The organism is Fluctibacter corallii (genome assembly GCF_025751585.1).
GTDB lineage: Bacteria > Pseudomonadota > Gammaproteobacteria > Enterobacterales > Alteromonadaceae > Fluctibacter_A > Fluctibacter_A corallii.
Map to the genome: position 1 here is coordinate 38,897 of NZ_JAOWKX010000005.1, position 16,445 is coordinate 55,341.

The window sequence follows — 16,445 nt, forward strand, 5'->3', positions numbered from 1 at the left end:
ATTAGTTCTCCAAACGGATCGCGACAGCCTGACGGTGAGCGTCTAAGCCTTCGGCACCTGCCAGCGACATAATAGCGGGCCCGATAGTTTGTAAGCCTTCGTAGCTCAGTTCTTGCACGGTATAGCGTCGCATAAAATCGGCGAGTCCTAAGCTGGAGTAGGCTCTTGCATAACCATACGTTGGTAATACGTGGTTTGTACCGCTAGCGTAATCACCAGCAGACTCAGGAGACCATTGACCAACGAAAATGGAGCCTGCATTTTTTAACAACGGAAGCTGCTCGCGAGCGTTGGCGACCTGAACTATCAAGTGTTCGGGCGCATATGCATTACTGACCTCAATTGACGTTTGCACGTTGTCAGTGAGAATAAAGCGGCTGTGCTGCATGGCTTCGGTGGCAATCTCCTTACGTGATAAATTAGCAAGTTGTTTTGTTATTTCATCCTGCACCGCTTGGATTAAAGCGTCTGACTCAGACACCAACACCGCTTGCGAGTCTGTGCCATGCTCTGCTTGAGATAATAAGTCGGCCGCCACAAAAGCAGGGTTAGCTTGCGCGTCAGCAATGACCAACACTTCTGAAGGGCCGGCTGGCATGTCGATTGCGGGGCCGCCTGCTAGCTGACTAACTTGCTGCTTGGCCTCGGTAACAAAACTGTTTCCAGGGCCGAAAATTTTATCTACTGGCGCAATAGATTCCGTACCCAGTGCCATGGCTGCAATGGCCTGTGCGCCGCCAACTAAATAAATTTCATCGATACCACATAGCGTGGCCGCATAGCGAATTTCAGCTGATACAGAGCCTTGTGCATTGGGAGGTGAGCACAATACTTTACGTTGGCAACCCGCGACTTGCGCTGCAACACCGAGCATGAGCACGGTTGATGGTAATGGTGCTGTGCCGCCAGGAATATAAAGGCCGACAGAAGCAATCGCATCGTGTTTTAGTTCACATAGCACACCAGCTTGAGTGGTGACCTGAATATCTTCAGGGCGCTGGGCCTCGTGAAAGCGTTTGATGTTGTCGTAAGCAGTTTGAATGGCTTGCTTAACCTCGTCAGAGACACTGTTTGCACTCGATTCAATGTCTTTAACAGATAAACGCAATGCAGGTACATCAACCTTGTCGAACTTCTTATTTAATGCATATAGGGCGGCATCTTTTTCTTGCGCCACATAAGAAATAATCTCACTTACTGATGCTTTTAACGTGTCGCTGCTTTGTTGCGCTGGGCGGCTAAGTGCTTGTTGCTGAGCATTTTTATCCAGCTTTCCCCAATCAATGATTTTCATGTGTGGTTACCCCATCATTTTCTCGATTGGCATCACAAGAATGGAGCTGCAACCCAGTGCTTTTAGCTTTTCCATGGTTTCCCAAAATAACGTTTCTGTACTGACAACATGGATGGCAACAGTTTTGTCACAGCTTGCTAATGGAAGAACGGTCGGGTTTTCTGCGCCAGGAAGTAACGCTTTAACGTCGTCAAGTTGCGCCTTAGGTGCGTGTAGCATAATGTATTTGCTTTCTTTCGCTTGCATGACGCCGTCAATACGAGGGAGAAGGCGGTCAATAAGCGCTTGTTTCTCTGGCGGTAAACTGCCACCTCGCTGAATCAGTACGGCTTTAGAGGTAAAAATCACTTCTTCCTCTTTTAACCCATTGGCTTCCAGTGTTGCACCAGTAGATACCAAGTCGCAGATGGCGTCTGCTACGCCTGCCCTTGGCGCTACTTCAACGGAGCCCGTTAACATCACGGCACTTGCATCAATGCCTTTCTCAATAAAAAAACGCTCTAGAAGATAAGGGTAGGTTGTTGCCACTTTCATTCCGTTGAGTGATTGAATACCTTGGTAATTAAATTCGCTTGGTACTGCAATTGATAGTCGGCAGCCGCCATAATCGAGGCGTCTTAGCGTGCTGAACTCTGAGCGTTTGCTCGCCGCTTGTCGCTCTAACATTTTTTCTTCGAGTTCATTTTCACCGATGAAACCTAAATCGACAACGCCGTCCATCACAAGGCCTGGAATGTCGTCGTCCCTAACGCGTAATAGGTCAATCGGCTGATTGGTAGAATGCGCAATTAACAGCCGATCGCGAATTTGTAGTTTCACGCCAATTGCTTTAAGTAACGCGATACTGTCGTCGCTTAATCGCCCTGATTTTTGAATCGCGATGCGAAGTCGGCTGCTATCTGTCATGTTTTTACCTTTCAATTATTTTTAAGAATCGTTAAATATTGTCGCCAAAACGAAAAACCCCCCGGAAGTTTCCTTCCGGGGGGTTAAAATTTGTATTCTTAAGCCTCTGGAAGGTAACAATAGACCTTCCAGCACGAACCTGAAAGGTTATGCTTTGTGGTGGTGATGATGGTTCAAGTTAAGGCTTAAAATGTTCATTTGTATGTTTATAAATTCGCTGTTCGTTTTCACTGATTTATTAAGGCGTTTAATTGGTCGCCATACGCTTTTTAACCTAGCGAAAAATATTCTTACTTGCAAGCGTTTATTAAAGATGAACCAAAAAGCAATGATTCTGTCTTATAATTGAAAGTAATAAGAATGCAGGTCTTGATTAAAGTTTGCTGGCTAATTGAGCGATATAAGATAATAAGTGCTCGCCTATTAATGGGCAAATACCAATTGAGTATAGTCATGCGCGCGTATTGAGGAGCGTACTATGAGTAACGATTTACTTTTTCCAATTATACCTCGGGAAGGAAAATCTCCGATTGTTAATGAAGAGATGAAGGTGAAACGTATTCAAAAAAAAGAACGTGCGCATGAAATTGAGGAAGATGAAGAGCACCCTCTCAGTACAAAAGAGCGCGATGCACGCGAGAATCAAAAAAAGCAACACAATAAACAACAATCTGCACCTGAAGAACCACATGATTTAACCGATGATGAAGGTGAAGATGAAGTGAATGAGCAAGAAAAAAAAGGGCCTCCTCATTTAGACATCTTTGTTTAGCAGGGGCGTTATCGCTGCGCCTGCATACGTACCTGTCTATCTCGATAGCAATGGTGTATGACCAGCAATTTCAACTAATTACTGGTCGATATAAAGGGCGCACGGTTGTAGAGTTTAGATACTGGGCTGCATCTTCATACAACTTGCATAGTACGTTGTTGTCGCTGGCCAGTCTGAAAAAATACCTAATACCCCAACATCGTTGGCCAATACATGCATAAGTTTTAATGCATCACCATCATTATCTGTGATATTACCAATACTTTGATAATACCAGCCTCCGCCAGAGGTTAGGTTTCCGGAGCGTTCGAGAGTCCAAGTGATCACATCAAGGCCAGCGTTTTTAGCGGCCGTTGCATAAGCAGACGGTACGATGGTGTCATTTGCACCCTCTGTTACTAACACCCACAGCGGAGGCGCGATGATGTTAACCCCATCGGCAACCAGCTCTTCCATAGTGGGAGACCACGTAGAGGCGTCATTCGGGTTAAAGGTGGCTTCGTCATAACGTCCGTCAAGGTACACTGCTTGACGACCAAACTCGGGCTCATTGGCAATCCAATATTTCACGTCGTCAAGGTTGAAAGATTGCGCCCATACATGGTTAGGCTCAATGCCTGCGGCTCTATATTCGTCTATCATCTTTTGCGCGTATTGTGCTTGTGTAAATCCATCAAAAGGCATCTCTACGCTTGGAGATTTCAGTTCAGGTGTCATTTTCACGTCAAGGGATGTGAAGAGTTTGATGCTCTCTGCGTGGGTTAACAAGGTGCCGCGTGTGGAAAATAAATCGGTACGCCAATTGGCCGTGCCATTCAGGTACTCTGCAACGGTTGTGGCTTGCGGATTGGCGGCGTCCATTTTGCCTTTAAGCGATTTAAATTCAGCTAGCGTTATGTCACTGGTGCAGCATTTAGCTTGAGCGGGTGCCCCTGAAACTGGATCGGCTGGCGTAAAGGGAATAGAGCACTTCGCCGCCAACTCGGTTTCAAGAATGTTCGTTGTCGTATGCAAATCACATTGAGAATGTCTGCATACCAGTTCTTTGTCTTTGGTAAAAGTCACATCGCACTCAACGATCCCTGCACCCATGCGCGCTGCGGCTTCATATGATTCACGGGTATGTTCAGGGTACTGCATGGGCGCACCGCGATGGCCAATAGAAAAATCTGTCTTGTAAAACGGCCCTTCAGAGCAGGCTTGCATTGCTTCTTTCAACTCCCCATCTTCCATATCATCAATAAGAAAATATGGGCGATTGCCGATTTGAATATCTTTTCCTTCGCCTTCTGGCACTTTAACAATAACCGCAGTTTCCACCGTTTCCACAATGGTTTGTGTGGTCACAACAGGCACTTCTTTTTCCACTTCGACCACTTGCACATCGTCGTCATCACACGCACTCAAAATAAGTGCAGCAATACTAACGGAAGCGATTTTACTTAGTGTGTTCATAGTTTTCCTTGTTTAATCGGTGTGATGTGGCGCATACGCTATAGATTAATAATGACAAAAAATTTACCGATAGATGAACACTTTGTGCCAATTTTGTGACAAAAACACTGGCAAAAAAGAGAGAGGGAAAATTGTAAGGGAAAGCATTCAAGAAAAGATCGTTAAAAGAGCGGAAAGTATCAGACAGCATCTTCTTAGCGCTAGATGCTGTCTGTGGCGGTAAGCTTAACGTGCTGGCAATGTGACCTTTTCAAGTAGGGTTTTAGCGTCTTGGCGTTCTAAGCAACTCGCCAGTGGCGCACGTTTAAATTGTCTTTTTGACACATTATACGTAACGCCTTCAAAGGACGTTTGTGCGTGCGCGATATCGACACGACACGTGATAGATTCATTACTTTCACGATAGATAATCTTAACTTCTTTGCTTTTTTCAACTAAGTTTTTATAGGGATATCCTTTATCGGTATATACCTTTTCTTGCGCAGATATACTGAACGTTGTTAACAGCATAGCGACAAAATAGACAAATTTTGAAGACATTAAATACATAATCTTGATCCTTACATGAATTGCCCGTGGTTGGTTAGTTTGAGAATAGAGGTTGATTACATGCTGAACAAACGATATAAATTTATATATAGTTAAGTAAAACTTAAGTATTGGTGTGGTGTGATTTCATTACCTCCGTTAAAAGCGCTCCGTGTGTTTTGGGCTGTGGCGAGATATGGCAGTTTTAAACGTGCATCAGAGCAACTGTTTGTGACTCAGGCAGCGGTTAGCCAGCAAATAAAATCGCTCGAAACCCATTTTGGATGTTCGCTATTTACACGTTCTGTCACGAATACTCACTTAACAGAAGATGGCAAACGGCTTCTACCGTATGTAGAACAGGCTTTTGCGTCCCTTGAAGATGGGGTTTTACAGTTAATGGGTGATCCCAAACCCGATATATTGAGAATTTCTGCGGTACATTCGTTTACATCGTCTTGGCTTATCCACCATCTTTCCAGTTTTCAGTCTCTTTATCCCAATTTGATGGTACAGCTGATGCCTTCAAATAGACTGGTTGACTTTAAAGATGCTGAACTGGATGTCGCAGTGCGTATGGGAATGGGAAACTATGAGGGAGTTATAAGTCAAAAGATTATGACTGACAAACTCGCGCTTGTGGCCTGCCCATTGGCATTGAAAGGTAAACATATAGATGATCCGAAAGAGGTGTTTTCACTTCCCGTTATATTTGACACCAGCCCCGGTTTTCCCGAGATGCTGCAATCATGTGTAGCGTCTTTTGGCCTCACTTTCCAACAGTTGCGCTTTCCTATTCAGTCAGATAACGCGGTTCCATTAATTGAGCATGCATTGGCAGGGAAAGGGGTTTTACTGACAAACCGCATTTTGGTTGAACGATATATTCAGGCTGGCACGCTTGTCGAGTTGTTAGGCTATTGTGCGCCAAGTCGATACTCTCTTTACTTGGTCGCACCGGAACGCCATTTTTCTTATGCTAAAGTGCAGCAGTTTGTGAATTGGTTCAGCAACGCAGTTCTAGACACCGTCGAAAGTCGTTCGCAAATTAATTAGTCATATTCGCTACTCAAAATCGGGTTTCTAAGCTGATGCAGCGCCAGACTCACAATTATTCACCGGTTCCACTCTATTTGCATTTCAAGAGGTTCTCGTTTTTCGTCTAAACCACACATTTCATCGTAAGGAGTGGATTGCTTTAGCCATACTTCGTCAAAATTGTCATTCTGGAAATGATCTTTGATTTCGTTTAAACAATGAAACGCCATTGGGTTGTCGTCTTTGTCTCTGACCAGACGCTTTTGCTGACCGTCCATGGTGGCGGCTAGATATGTGCCGCCTTCAATCGATTCAATGAATAACTTCATGCAAGGGCCTCCAAACGTAAATGAATGCGTATACTCGTTAAGTATAGTCACCCTTTTTCCTACGTGGCGGCGAATGGCAGAGATCACCTTTTGCGTTAACGCTCGCTGTCTATTTCTTCGAAAGATAAACCAGCATGACTGGAGAGACGTTCAATAAGTGTTTCACCCAGTAATGCCGCAGGCGTCCAGAATCCACCGTGGCTGTCATGCTCTTTGAGGTATTTGTGTAGAGTGACAGCTGTTTCCGTTAGCATCTTTGCGGTGGAGCCGTATCCGGGATCTCTGTCTCCCGTTACTTTTACTCGTATTGACTGGCTTGATGGCATTTTCCCCAGAAAACGAAGATCAAAAAATCCATTTTCTTGTTCTTCGGGGCTTGGCCCTTCACCTGACTTTGGTAACACGAATTGTTCTAGCAACCACCTTGAAGGTGAAAAGGCCGCGGCAGCCGTAAATACGGCCAATCCTGTAGAGGTGGCATATGCGCGGAATGCCCCTTGATTGTCTTTGCCTGTCAGCATGGCTTCGTCATATTTGAAGTGTTCGCCATAAGCTTTATCTAATAGCGCATTCGTGCGATGAACAATTTTGGTATTGATAGATGCCATTACAAACGGCGCAGCCCATGCGTTGAATTCGTCTTCGTATTCTGCTGATTTGTGATTGTGTTGCCGAGTAGTAAAGCCATGTTGCTTCGGGCACAGTGAATAAGGATCCGTCATGACGCGTCGAACGTGAGGGTTGTATCGGGCTTCTTTGATGATATTCATCATTGACGCGGCAGTGCCGCCAGAAAACGATCCCTTAATACGCTTTACGCGCATTTTTATATGCTCACAAGGCACATTGTATTTCGTTTTCGCTAACTGTTGTAGGTAATACACACCAAGATCTGAGGGCAGACTGTCGAAGCCACAAGTGTGCAATATATGTGCGCCAGTGGTTTTGGCAACGTCTTCGTAACGAGACAGCATTTTTTCAATAAACTGTGGTTCGCCAGTGAGGTCTAAATAATGTACGCCACGCGCTGCACAAATTCTTACAATAGGTTCACCATATATCGCATAAGGTCCCACTGTCGAGATAATGATTTCTGCTTGCTCACACATCGCTTGAATTTGACTGTCATTTTGCGCATCACAAAGAATAATAGGAATATCGCTCGTGGCAGCATTATGCTTCTCAAGTACGCTTTTTAATTTTTTTTCTGAGCGTCCTGCGATCGCCCAGGTGATGTCGCTTCCAGCCGGGTAGGTGTTTAACAAATACTGAACCATTATATTGCCGACAAAGCTGGTGGCTCCAAAAACCACGATATCAAATTTTTTCACGTGACAATGTCTCCTTATTGTTCTCTTCTTTAGCGCGTATTTACTGGTATTTCCACCAATGGTTACTTAACGTGCGTATACCTGCACTTTGCAGGGTTTGTCTGGTTACTTCAATGTCTTCTTTGCTTAAAAATGTGCCAATGTGCACGCTTTGTTGATGATCTTTAAGGGTTAATGTGGCTGGGTCTAACGTATTATTTGCTTCAGTAATATGCAAGTGCGCAGAATCACGTTCTAGCCGAGCTCTTGACTCAGGCCGCGTTATACCTGACTCGATAACAATCTTTTCTTGATCAATAGATATCACTTGTTGCTGATAACTGCCCATGCTGACGCGATACATGAAATAGCCCAACAATGCCATTTCTAACCCTGCAAATGGCAGAACGATCCACGCCCCTACCATTGCCCAACTCACTGCAATAATCGCGATAATGCACCAAGCGATTAAAATAAACTGTTTAATCTGTTTCCAACTGGCAGAACGGTTAGGGCTGAGTATGATGATATCGCCCTTCGATGTTAGTGTATGTTTAACCATAATCTATTCAGAATAGACGTAGAAAGCAAAACGCATAAACTTTACGTTTTATTCAAACCCGATTAATAGGAGCGAGAGCATGCGAGCGGTGATATTAGATAAAGATACCTTTGGCCGCGATGATGTGTCATGGCAGCGTATTGAACAACAATGCTCGGATGTGAGGTGTTTTAGTCACACTGATGCAAGCCAACTGGCCGCCAGACTTGCTGATGCAGAAGCCGTGTTTGTAAACAAAGTCGTACTTGATAAGAAAGCGTTGATTCACGCTAAGCAATTGAAATACATTGGTGTACTTGCCACAGGAACGAACAACATTGATCTTAAAGCTGCTGCGTCTCTTGGCATCACGGTTAACAATGTAGAGGGCTATGGTACTGACAGTGTCGCGCAACATACAATGATGTTGATGTTAGCCCTTGCGGGAAAACTAACCGCCTATCAGCATGCGATCCAAACAGGCGAATGGTCGGCGTCTGACAGTTTTTGCTTGCTGCACCTTCCTATTACAGAAGTGGCGGGTAAACACCTTGTAATCGTGGGGTTTGGGACATTAGGGCAGCGTGTAAAAGCCTTGGCTGAGGCATTTGGGATGCGGGTGTCTGTTGCCGCTCGACCTCATCAAGATTATACCGAAGGCGCGGCGCAGATAGCCCGTAAGCCGTTAGATTCGCTACTTCCAAGCGCGGATTTCCTATCTTTACATTGTTTATTGTCTGAAGAAACCGAAAAGCTTATTAATCAGGTGAGACTTCGCCTAATGAAACCATCAGCATGCATAATCAACACGGCACGAGGCGGGCTTATTGATGAACAGGCGTTAGCTGATGCGCTAACCCAAGGCACTATTGCTGGTGCAGGACTAGATGTGTTGTCTGAAGAACCACCTAATCGTCATCATCCGTTAATTCGTTTGCAACATCCGAATCTTATCTTAACGCCTCATAATGCTTGGGCATCAAAAGAAGCAAGACAACGTTTATTAGATTTAGCCGCCGATCATTTTTGTGCGTTTTTACGCTCAGACAAATCAGCGCGTTAAACTTTTCTTTGTCTTTGTTGTCCATTTCTATACCTTGAAATTTAACGAAGCGACGCCAGTAATAGGTCGTTAAAAAATAAAATAGGGGACGCGCTATGGAGCAACATCAGTTATTTAATGAGGCTCTCATCAAACTTTGCATTCTGATGTATCAGATTGATGGCAAGATTACGCTCGCTGAACAAGATTACTTAGATGAGCTAGCGGGTAGTGTAGAATGGCATGGTGATATGGACTATGAAGACTTTCTGAGTTGCGCAATTCATGAAATTCGTGAAGTGATTGATGCTCAAGAAACCCTGAATTTTATCAGTTCGTTACAAGATGCATTGTCATACAACCCCAACCGAGTATTGTTAGAGGCGAAAGGCATTGCAAAAGCAGATGGCGATATTGTCGACGAAGAGCAGGATATCATTGATTATTTAACCAACCGCGTTTTAGCGCGAGCTCTGAGAGCGCAAACGTCTCGAATAAAGGCGTCTCCGACCCCAGCATAAACGTCTTATACGCACAGAATGTGCACGAACATAACCATTCAAGTGAAAAGCGATATAGAAGCACACAAACACCCTGTATATTTTTGTTAATTTTGGCATAATCACGCCTCGCTTAATGAGGTATCGCTTTTCATGTCTTCTGTCGCTTCACTTTTTTCAACATCTGGCCGCCTTGCACAAGGTATTCCCGGTTTCAAACCGCGTAAACCGCAAACAGATATGGCGATTGCTGTGGGGGATGCCATACGTGATCAAAGCCTGTTAATTGTTGAAGCGGGTACGGGAACGGGAAAAACCTTTGCTTATTTAGCGCCCGCATTAAACAGTAAGAAAAAAGCGATTGTCTCGACAGGAACGAAAAACCTGCAAGAACAGCTATTTCACCGAGACTTACCGCTGCTTAAAAAAGTGATGGGGAGTCATCGTCGAGCGGCTTTGCTTAAAGGTCGGTCAAATTATTTGTGTACCTATCGCTTACGGCAACACGGCGGCAACAGCACGATTATTGATAAAGACACATTGTCAGAGTTGTCTCTAGTTAAGAAGTGGTCTACGAAAACTCAAAGTGGCGATATCGGAGAGCTGAAAACCTTAGCTGAAGATGCCAGAGTTATCCCTTTGGTGACTTCAACCGTGGACAATTGCCTTGGTAAGGACTGTCCTGATTACGAAGATTGCTATTTGGTAAAAGCCAGACGAGAAGCAATGGATGCCGATATTGTCGTTGTCAATCACCACCTTTTCTTTGCCGATATGGCCCTCAAAGACACCGGCTTTGGCGAGCTGATTCCTGAAGCAGACGTCGTGATTTTTGACGAAGCGCACCAAATTCCTGATATCGCCAGTGAATATTTTGGTGAAGCGATATCCAGTCGGCAACTACACGAATTGGCCAAAGATATCGAGTTGCTGTATCGCACCGTGCTAAAAGATGCTGAACAGCTTCATAAGGCCGCTGAAAAAGTGCGCTTAATTGCCGCTGACTTGCGCTTATTGTTTCCTGTTGAGCCAGAAAAAGGCAATGCCTTCGAGATTTATGAACGCGATGATATACAGCAGCAAATCACCAAACTTGATGATGCGTTAGGCGTGTTGTACGAAGTTGTGAAAATTCACATGGGGCGTGATAAAGAACTCGACACTATTTTCGAACGTGTGTGCGATGCCAGAACGCAACTAGCAACGGTAACCAATACAGAGCAAAAAAATGTCAGTCTTTGGTACGAAACAACACCGAGGCACATTATATTACATATGACGCCCCTGAGTATCGCGCACAAGTTTGCGGCCTTTGTGGCTTCTCCGAAACGCGCATGGGTGTTTACTTCTGCAACGTTAATGGTCGACAAGGGCTTTGAGCATTTTCAGCGACAAATGGGCTTAATGGATGCGAAAACAATGTCGCTTGATAGTCCGTTCGATTATCAACAACAGTCTATGCTGTGTGTGCCAAGATTTTTACCAGAGCCGAATAGCTTTGCATTAAAAGACGCCATGGAAGCAGTGGCTAAAGAGTTAATTGATGCCAGTGACGGACGTTGTTTTTTACTGTTTACCAGTCACGCCATGTTACAAGACATGGCACGACGTCTTGAAGATAAAATCAGTAACAAAATTCTTGTGCAGGGCACGACAACTAAACGGGCGTTGCTAGATGCCTACTTAGAAGACAAACAAGCGGTATTGTTGGGGACTGGCGCATTTTGGGAAGGTGTGGATGTGCGAGGTAGCGATTTGACCTGCGTGATGATTGATAAATTGCCATTCGCTTCACCAGATGATCCGCTGTTGCAGGCACGAATTGAAGATTGTCGTAAAGCGGGCGCAAATCCGTTTGCACGAATTCAAATACCGCAAGCCGTCATTACGCTAAAACAAGGAGCAGGGCGGTTGATACGCGATGAAGGTGACAAAGGCGTGTTGGTCATATGTGATAATCGCTTAATTACAAAAGACTATGCGAAGACATTTTTAGCCAGCTTACCTGATATGAAGCGAACACGCTCCTTATCGAAAGCGACCGCGTTTTTGAAACAGATTAGACAAGAGGAAAAAGCATGAAGTATTTGGCCATAGATACGGCTACGGAGGCGTGTTCAGTTGCGCTTTCAGTTGAAGGGAAAATACAAGCAGAATTTGAGATTTGTCCTCAGGCCCACAGTCAAAAATTACTTCCTATGGTTGAGGGTGTGCTCAAAGATAACAACGTAGCATTGACCGAGTTAGACTTTTTAGCATTTGGCCGAGGCCCAGGTAGTTTTACCGGAGTGAGAATTGCAACGGGCATGTTACAAGGGTTGGCGCTAGGCAGTGAGCGCCCAGTTGTTGCTGTTTCTACTTTGGCTGCGATGGCGCAGCAGGCGTTTGACGAAACAGAAGCAACTTGTTGTGTTGCGGCAATTGATGCTCGTATGGATGAAGTGTACTTTGCTATTTTTGATAAAGTTGATGGCTTGGCAAGGTGCATCGGAGAAGAAGCTGTTTTGTCTCCACAGGACGCCGTGAAGCTGTTGCCTGATGAGGCGTTTATTCAAGTTGGAACAGGTTGGGAAGCTTATACTGAATTGCAAGTGGCCTCTCAATTTGCCTCGAGCTCGTCTATTCTTTATCCAAGTGCAGAACACATGCTTAAACTGGCAGAGGCAGATTTTGTTAAAGGGATTGCTTTGTCTGTTGAGCAAATTGAGCCTGTGTATTTACGTGACAAAGTGACATGGAAAAAGCTTCCAGGACGAGAGTAGGCTACATTGGTGTGATTTTTGCGTATGCGTATGTGTTTTGAATATATTTAAGTATTCCAAAAATTCAACGCGCAGTATTCGTGCAAAGTTTATACACTATATTGAGTAGACAGGCGAAATTAGAGTAAATACGTGGAAGTAGAATCGTCGTTGGTGGCTGCACAAAATGGGCTAGCGATTTCACCTTCGCAACCTGAACCACAGCGTCAGGCCGAAGCTCAGCAGCAGCAAGCGCAGCGCCAACAAACAGAATTACCGCGCACGCAAGTAGTCGTGCGCCAAGCTGATAGTGAAGCTTCTGAACAAGCGGATCGCTTTCGGCAGCAGCAGCGCACGACTTATGAACAGCCTGATGCACGTTCTCGGTCTGCAATTAATGCGTATCAAGCGCTAGAGCTAGAAGAACGCCGTAGTGAGATTAAATCGTTATTTGGCGTTGACACTTACGCTTAGTTCCGCAAGCCCTTTGTGTTTTGATTCATTGTCTATTCAGTTTTATTCTCTAAGCTTTATGTTAGAGTGAAGAAAAACCCCAAGGTTGAGTTATGTTAGTACGTATTTTTTTCTTTACTGCCTTATTGAGCCTCGCAGGCTGTTCAAGTGTGCCTGACAGTATCAAGTTACCAGAAAGTACATCACTACCCGCCTTTGAGCAGGTGGTGGCTATACCTGAAAATCATAAAGGTAAAATGGTGAGGTTTGGCGGTGTCATCGCTGAGATTGAAAATAAAGAGCAGGGAACATTAGTGGAGTTGGTTCAGTTTCCGCTAAAAAGCTACGGTCGCCCGCTGGTTAGCGACGACAGCCCAGGCCGATTTAGAGCCTATGTAAAAGGCTTTCTTGATCCGATGGTGTATAAGAAAGGTCGCTCAATTACATTCACTGGCACGTTTCGTGGCATAGAAGAGGGCACGGTTGGAGAGCACAAATACGGGTTCCCTGTCATTGATGCAAACGGCTACCATCTTTGGAAAGAAATCAAAGAAGTTGAAGTCAGTAGCATTCAGCTATGGCATCACCCATTTTGGATTAACCACACCTACTATCCATTTTACCCCTACCACCAGCGCGTTATTATACGTAATGGTCGCGATGGAGCGGGCGCGAAAGGTGGTGCGGCAACAAAAGAGACTGGCAGTCGTAATCAGTAAACGAATGATGCGTCTATTTGTGTGGCAATATGTTGCCACACTGTGGCAGTTTTTGGTTCTATAGATGGCAAAACTATGCCGTCAAAAACGTGAATGTAGTGGAATCTATCCCAACAAGGACGTGATGTGAGAGAAATTATCTTTGACTCTGTTGTGCCTGCGCTTTCTGGGTTGAGTAACGATCAAACAGACAAGCCTCTCTTACTGGCATTACATGGTTGGCTTGACAATGCCGCCAGCTTTTTACCTTTATCTAAATATTTATCTCAATACCATATAGTTGCATTAGACTTTGCTGGCCACGGTAAATCGGCGCATCGTCCCGCCGGAGCACACTATCATTTGCTTGATTATGTGCATGACTTGCATCAAGTTGTTGAGCAGCAGAGATGGACATCATTCACGTTGTTAGGACACTCGATGGGAGGCATAATTGCAACGCTTTATGCCGCTACTTTTCCTGAATATATTGAAAAACTGATAACAATTGAGTCCTTTGGTCCTTTGACTAAGCCTGCTGCTGATGCTCCTAGCCAACTGAAAACCGCGATAGAAAGCCGTATTGCTAATGAAAAATCAGATATTCGTCACCCAACGCAACTTGAAACTGTGGTGTCGGCGAGACAAAAAGCGGGCGACATGTCGCGAGAGTCTGCCCAACTTTTGGTGTCTCGCAATTTGGATTTGTCATCAGAGCCCATGAAATGGAAAACCGACCGAAAACTGCGTACAACGTCATCGTTGCGCCTGACTGAGCCTCAAGCTGAGGCATTTATGTCTGCGATTACATGCCCAGTGTTAACAATTATGGGAACGAAGGGGTTTGATATGATGAAAAAAGCCTTGAGTGAGAGGCAGTCAATGGTTAAACAGCTAAAAATTGTTACTTGTCAGGGCGGACATCACCTTCATATGGACAATCCTCTAGACGTTGCTGAGCAGATAATCTACTTTTTAGAACAGTAATTCATCAGTTGTTACCGATTTTTTAAACATAGGTTTATCTCAGAGCGGCCTTTGGGTAATATTGCCCACCTGTTACCTCTGGTCGGAGCAGCCACGACGCAATTAGCGCATGCTCTGGCACTCATAAAACAAGAATTAAGCCCACGGAGGCAAAGTGGAAAAAATTTGGTTAGAGCACTACGACCCGCGTGTCGCGCCCGAAATTGATCCAGATAGCTATTCGTCAATCGTAGACATATTTGAACAGTCTGTTGAAAAATTTGCAGACAGAACAGCATTTATAAACATGGGGCAAAGCATCACATTTGGTGAGCTTGACCGTGATTCAAAGCAATTTGCTGCTTATTTGCAACATAGCGGACTTGAAAAAGGGGATGCGGTAGCGATCATGTCGCCTAACGTGTTGCAGTACCCTGTTGCGATGTTTGGGATATTGCGCGCAGGAATGTCTGTGGTCAATGTTAATCCTCTTTATACTGCTCGAGAGCTGAAGCATCAGCTAAACGACTCTGGAGCGAAAGCGATCGTCATTGTTGAAAACTTCGCTTGTACGTTAGCTGAAGTGATCAATGAGACCCAAGTAGAGCAGGTGTTTCTTACTCAACTGGGAGATATGTTGCCCGCGCCGAAAAAGTGGATCGTTAATTTTGTTGTTAAATACATCAAAAAAATGGTGCCTGCGTTTTCTCTTGAGGGAGCTGTAAACTTTATTGATGCGGTGAAACAAGGCAAGCAGTTTACATACACACGCCCTGACGTGACGAGCGATGACATTGCCTTCCTGCAGTATACTGGCGGCACTACTGGCGTGTCGAAAGGTGCCATGTTAACCCACCGAAATATGGTGGGCAACTTAGAGCAGGTTTCAGGTATTATTGCCACGGTTGTTGAAGATGGGGAAGATGTGGTGGTGACAGCATTGCCGCTTTACCACATTTTTGCGTTATTGGCGAGTTGCTTAACGTTTGTGAAATTTGGTACGCCGAACTTGTTAATTACCAATCCGCGGGATATGCCTGCTTTTGTAAAAGAACTTAGCAAGTACCCATTTACGATTCTACCTGGTGTAAATACCCTTTTTAACGGTTTGTTGAACACACCTGGTTTTGCTGAACTCGACTTTTCCAAGTTCAAGTTTGGGTTAGGCGGTGGTATGGCCGTGCAGCGCCCTGTTGCTGAAAAGTGGGAAAAAGTAACGGGTAAAGTGTTATTGGAAGGCTATGGGCTGACCGAGTGTAGTCCAGTCGTCACCGTTAACCCGCCACAATTGGAAAAATACAAAGGGTCTATAGGTTTGCCACTGCCGTCAACGGAAATTAAGCTGTGCGATGAAGATGGCAACGAAGTGGGGTTCGGCGAACCCGGCGAGATGTTTGTTAGAGGTCCTCAGGTCATGAAAGGGTACTTGAATCGACCTGAAGCAACGGCTGAGATTTTAAATGACGGTTGGCTTGCAACGGGCGATATCGCCACTGTAGATGAACAAGGCTACTTCTACATCGTTGATCGTAAGAAAGACATGATTTTAGTTTCGGGCTTTAACGTATTCCCGAACGAAGTAGAAGAAGTGGCTGCAATGCACGAGGATGTGCTTGAAGTAGCGGCAATTGGCGAACCCCATGATGTATCAGGGGAAGTGGTTAAGCTGTTTGTTGTACGTAAAAACAGTAGCGTGACTGAAAAGGCACTGATTGAACACTGCCGTCAACATCTGACTGGATACAAAGTACCTAAAATGGTTGAGTTCCGAGACGAGCTTCCGAAGTCAAATGTTGGTAAGATCCTGCGGAAAGAGCTGCGCAAGTAGTCAATCAAAGCCGGCCTGATACGCCGGCTTTTTTATGCGAGATA

At 44.9% G+C, this 16,445-nt stretch carries 17 protein-coding genes and 1 other annotated feature; of the genes, 10 read left to right on the forward strand and 7 right to left on the reverse strand.

The window, feature by feature from the left end; genetic code table 11:
* Position 1: 1 nt before the first annotated feature.
* Entirely contained in the window at positions 2-1,288 is a 1,287-nt protein-coding gene (gene hisD, locus OE749_RS10300; protein WP_404828171.1) for a histidinol dehydrogenase, read from the reverse strand.
* Between the two features lie 12 nt (positions 1,289-1,300).
* A complete protein-coding gene (gene hisG, locus OE749_RS10305; RefSeq protein WP_263712375.1) occupies positions 1,301-2,200 on the reverse strand; it encodes an ATP phosphoribosyltransferase in 900 nt (299 codons plus the stop codon).
* A gap of 49 nt (positions 2,201-2,249) precedes the next feature.
* Positions 2,250-2,372 (reverse strand) — a sequence feature (His leader region).
* 306 nt (positions 2,373-2,678) lie between these two features.
* On the opposite strand from hisG, the gene OE749_RS10310 reads away from it, so the two are divergent.
* Entirely contained in the window at positions 2,679-2,972 is a 294-nt protein-coding gene (locus OE749_RS10310) for a hypothetical protein (RefSeq protein ID WP_263712376.1), read from the forward strand.
* Positions 2,973-3,086: 114 nt separating this feature from the next.
* Here OE749_RS10310 and OE749_RS10315 read toward each other — a convergent pair whose 3' ends face one another.
* Both OE749_RS10315 and OE749_RS10320 read right to left on the reverse strand, forming a co-directional pair.
* Positions 3,087-4,427, reverse strand: coding sequence for a glycerophosphodiester phosphodiesterase family protein (locus OE749_RS10315; protein ID WP_263712377.1), 1,341 nt, complete (start codon positions 4,425-4,427; stop codon positions 3,087-3,089).
* A gap of 225 nt (positions 4,428-4,652) precedes the next feature.
* A complete protein-coding gene (locus OE749_RS10320; protein WP_263712378.1) occupies positions 4,653-4,967 on the reverse strand; it encodes a hypothetical protein in 315 nt (104 codons plus the stop codon).
* 129 nt (positions 4,968-5,096) lie between these two features.
* Between OE749_RS10320 and OE749_RS10325 the strand changes: the two genes are divergently transcribed.
* Positions 5,097-6,011 (forward strand): LysR substrate-binding domain-containing protein, encoded by a 915-nt coding sequence (locus OE749_RS10325; protein ID WP_263712379.1) that lies wholly within the window; start codon positions 5,097-5,099, stop codon positions 6,009-6,011.
* A gap of 59 nt (positions 6,012-6,070) precedes the next feature.
* Here the strand turns inward: OE749_RS10325 and OE749_RS10330 are convergent, their stop codons facing one another.
* The 3 genes from OE749_RS10330 to OE749_RS10340 all read right to left on the reverse strand — a co-directional run bounded on the left by OE749_RS10330 (position 6,071) and on the right by OE749_RS10340 (position 8,194).
* Positions 6,071-6,322, reverse strand: a complete 252-nt coding sequence (locus OE749_RS10330; protein ID WP_263712380.1) for a DUF6482 family protein — start codon at positions 6,320-6,322, stop codon at positions 6,071-6,073.
* A 95-nt stretch (positions 6,323-6,417) separates the two neighbouring features.
* Positions 6,418-7,653: a saccharopine dehydrogenase family protein gene (locus tag OE749_RS10335; RefSeq protein WP_263712381.1), complete on the reverse strand. Its 1,236-nt coding sequence runs from the start codon at positions 7,651-7,653 to the stop codon at positions 6,418-6,420.
* 40 nt (positions 7,654-7,693) lie between these two features.
* Positions 7,694-8,194: a DUF2244 domain-containing protein gene (locus OE749_RS10340; RefSeq protein WP_263712382.1), complete on the reverse strand. Its 501-nt coding sequence runs from the start codon at positions 8,192-8,194 to the stop codon at positions 7,694-7,696.
* 79 nt (positions 8,195-8,273) lie between these two features.
* Between OE749_RS10340 and OE749_RS10345 the strand changes: the two genes are divergently transcribed.
* The 8 genes from OE749_RS10345 (at position 8,274) to fadD (ending at position 16,401) form a co-directional block, all read left to right on the forward strand.
* Complete coding sequence (locus tag OE749_RS10345) at positions 8,274-9,236, forward strand: D-2-hydroxyacid dehydrogenase (RefSeq protein ID WP_263712383.1); 963 nt, start codon at positions 8,274-8,276, stop codon at positions 9,234-9,236.
* 95 nt (positions 9,237-9,331) lie between these two features.
* Positions 9,332-9,736, forward strand: coding sequence for a TerB family tellurite resistance protein (locus tag OE749_RS10350; RefSeq protein WP_263712384.1), 405 nt, complete (start codon positions 9,332-9,334; stop codon positions 9,734-9,736).
* A 132-nt stretch (positions 9,737-9,868) separates the two neighbouring features.
* Positions 9,869-11,797 (forward strand): ATP-dependent DNA helicase, encoded by a 1,929-nt coding sequence (locus OE749_RS10355; RefSeq protein ID WP_263712385.1) that lies wholly within the window; start codon positions 9,869-9,871, stop codon positions 11,795-11,797.
* Positions 11,794-12,477: a tRNA (adenosine(37)-N6)-threonylcarbamoyltransferase complex dimerization subunit type 1 TsaB gene (gene tsaB / locus OE749_RS10360; RefSeq protein WP_263712386.1), complete on the forward strand. Its 684-nt coding sequence runs from the start codon at positions 11,794-11,796 to the stop codon at positions 12,475-12,477. The genes OE749_RS10355 and tsaB overlap by 4 nt, the downstream gene beginning before the upstream one ends.
* A gap of 132 nt (positions 12,478-12,609) precedes the next feature.
* On the forward strand, positions 12,610-12,930 hold the full coding sequence (locus OE749_RS10365) for a hypothetical protein (protein ID WP_263712387.1): 321 nt from the start codon (positions 12,610-12,612) through the stop codon (positions 12,928-12,930).
* 92 nt (positions 12,931-13,022) lie between these two features.
* Entirely contained in the window at positions 13,023-13,628 is a 606-nt protein-coding gene (locus OE749_RS10370) for a Slp family lipoprotein (protein WP_263712388.1), read from the forward strand.
* Between the two features lie 126 nt (positions 13,629-13,754).
* Positions 13,755-14,594 (forward strand): alpha/beta hydrolase, encoded by an 840-nt coding sequence (locus OE749_RS10375; RefSeq protein WP_263712389.1) that lies wholly within the window; start codon positions 13,755-13,757, stop codon positions 14,592-14,594.
* A gap of 154 nt (positions 14,595-14,748) precedes the next feature.
* Entirely contained in the window at positions 14,749-16,401 is a 1,653-nt protein-coding gene (gene fadD / locus OE749_RS10380) for a long-chain-fatty-acid--CoA ligase FadD (protein ID WP_263712390.1), read from the forward strand.
* Positions 16,402-16,445: the final 44 nt, after the last annotated feature.

Coding starts and splice junctions, on each gene's coding strand:
- hisG (WP_263712375.1), bottom strand. CDS start 2,200: ATGACAGATAGCAGCCGACTTCGCATCGCGATTCAAAAATCAGGGCGA.
- OE749_RS10310 (WP_263712376.1), top strand. CDS start 2,679: ATGAGTAACGATTTACTTTTTCCAATTATACCTCGGGAAGGAAAATCT.
- OE749_RS10315 (WP_263712377.1), bottom strand. CDS start 4,427: ATGAACACACTAAGTAAAATCGCTTCCGTTAGTATTGCTGCACTTATT.
- OE749_RS10320 (WP_263712378.1), bottom strand. CDS start 4,967: ATGTCTTCAAAATTTGTCTATTTTGTCGCTATGCTGTTAACAACGTTC.
- OE749_RS10330 (WP_263712380.1), bottom strand. CDS start 6,322: ATGAAGTTATTCATTGAATCGATTGAAGGCGGCACATATCTAGCCGCC.
- OE749_RS10340 (WP_263712382.1), bottom strand. CDS start 8,194: ATGGTTAAACATACACTAACATCGAAGGGCGATATCATCATACTCAGC.
- OE749_RS10345 (WP_263712383.1), top strand. CDS start 8,274: ATGCGAGCGGTGATATTAGATAAAGATACCTTTGGCCGCGATGATGTG.
- OE749_RS10350 (WP_263712384.1), top strand. CDS start 9,332: ATGGAGCAACATCAGTTATTTAATGAGGCTCTCATCAAACTTTGCATT.
- OE749_RS10355 (WP_263712385.1), top strand. CDS start 9,869: ATGTCTTCTGTCGCTTCACTTTTTTCAACATCTGGCCGCCTTGCACAA.
- tsaB (WP_263712386.1), top strand. CDS start 11,794: ATGAAGTATTTGGCCATAGATACGGCTACGGAGGCGTGTTCAGTTGCG.
- OE749_RS10370 (WP_263712388.1), top strand. CDS start 13,023: ATGTTAGTACGTATTTTTTTCTTTACTGCCTTATTGAGCCTCGCAGGC.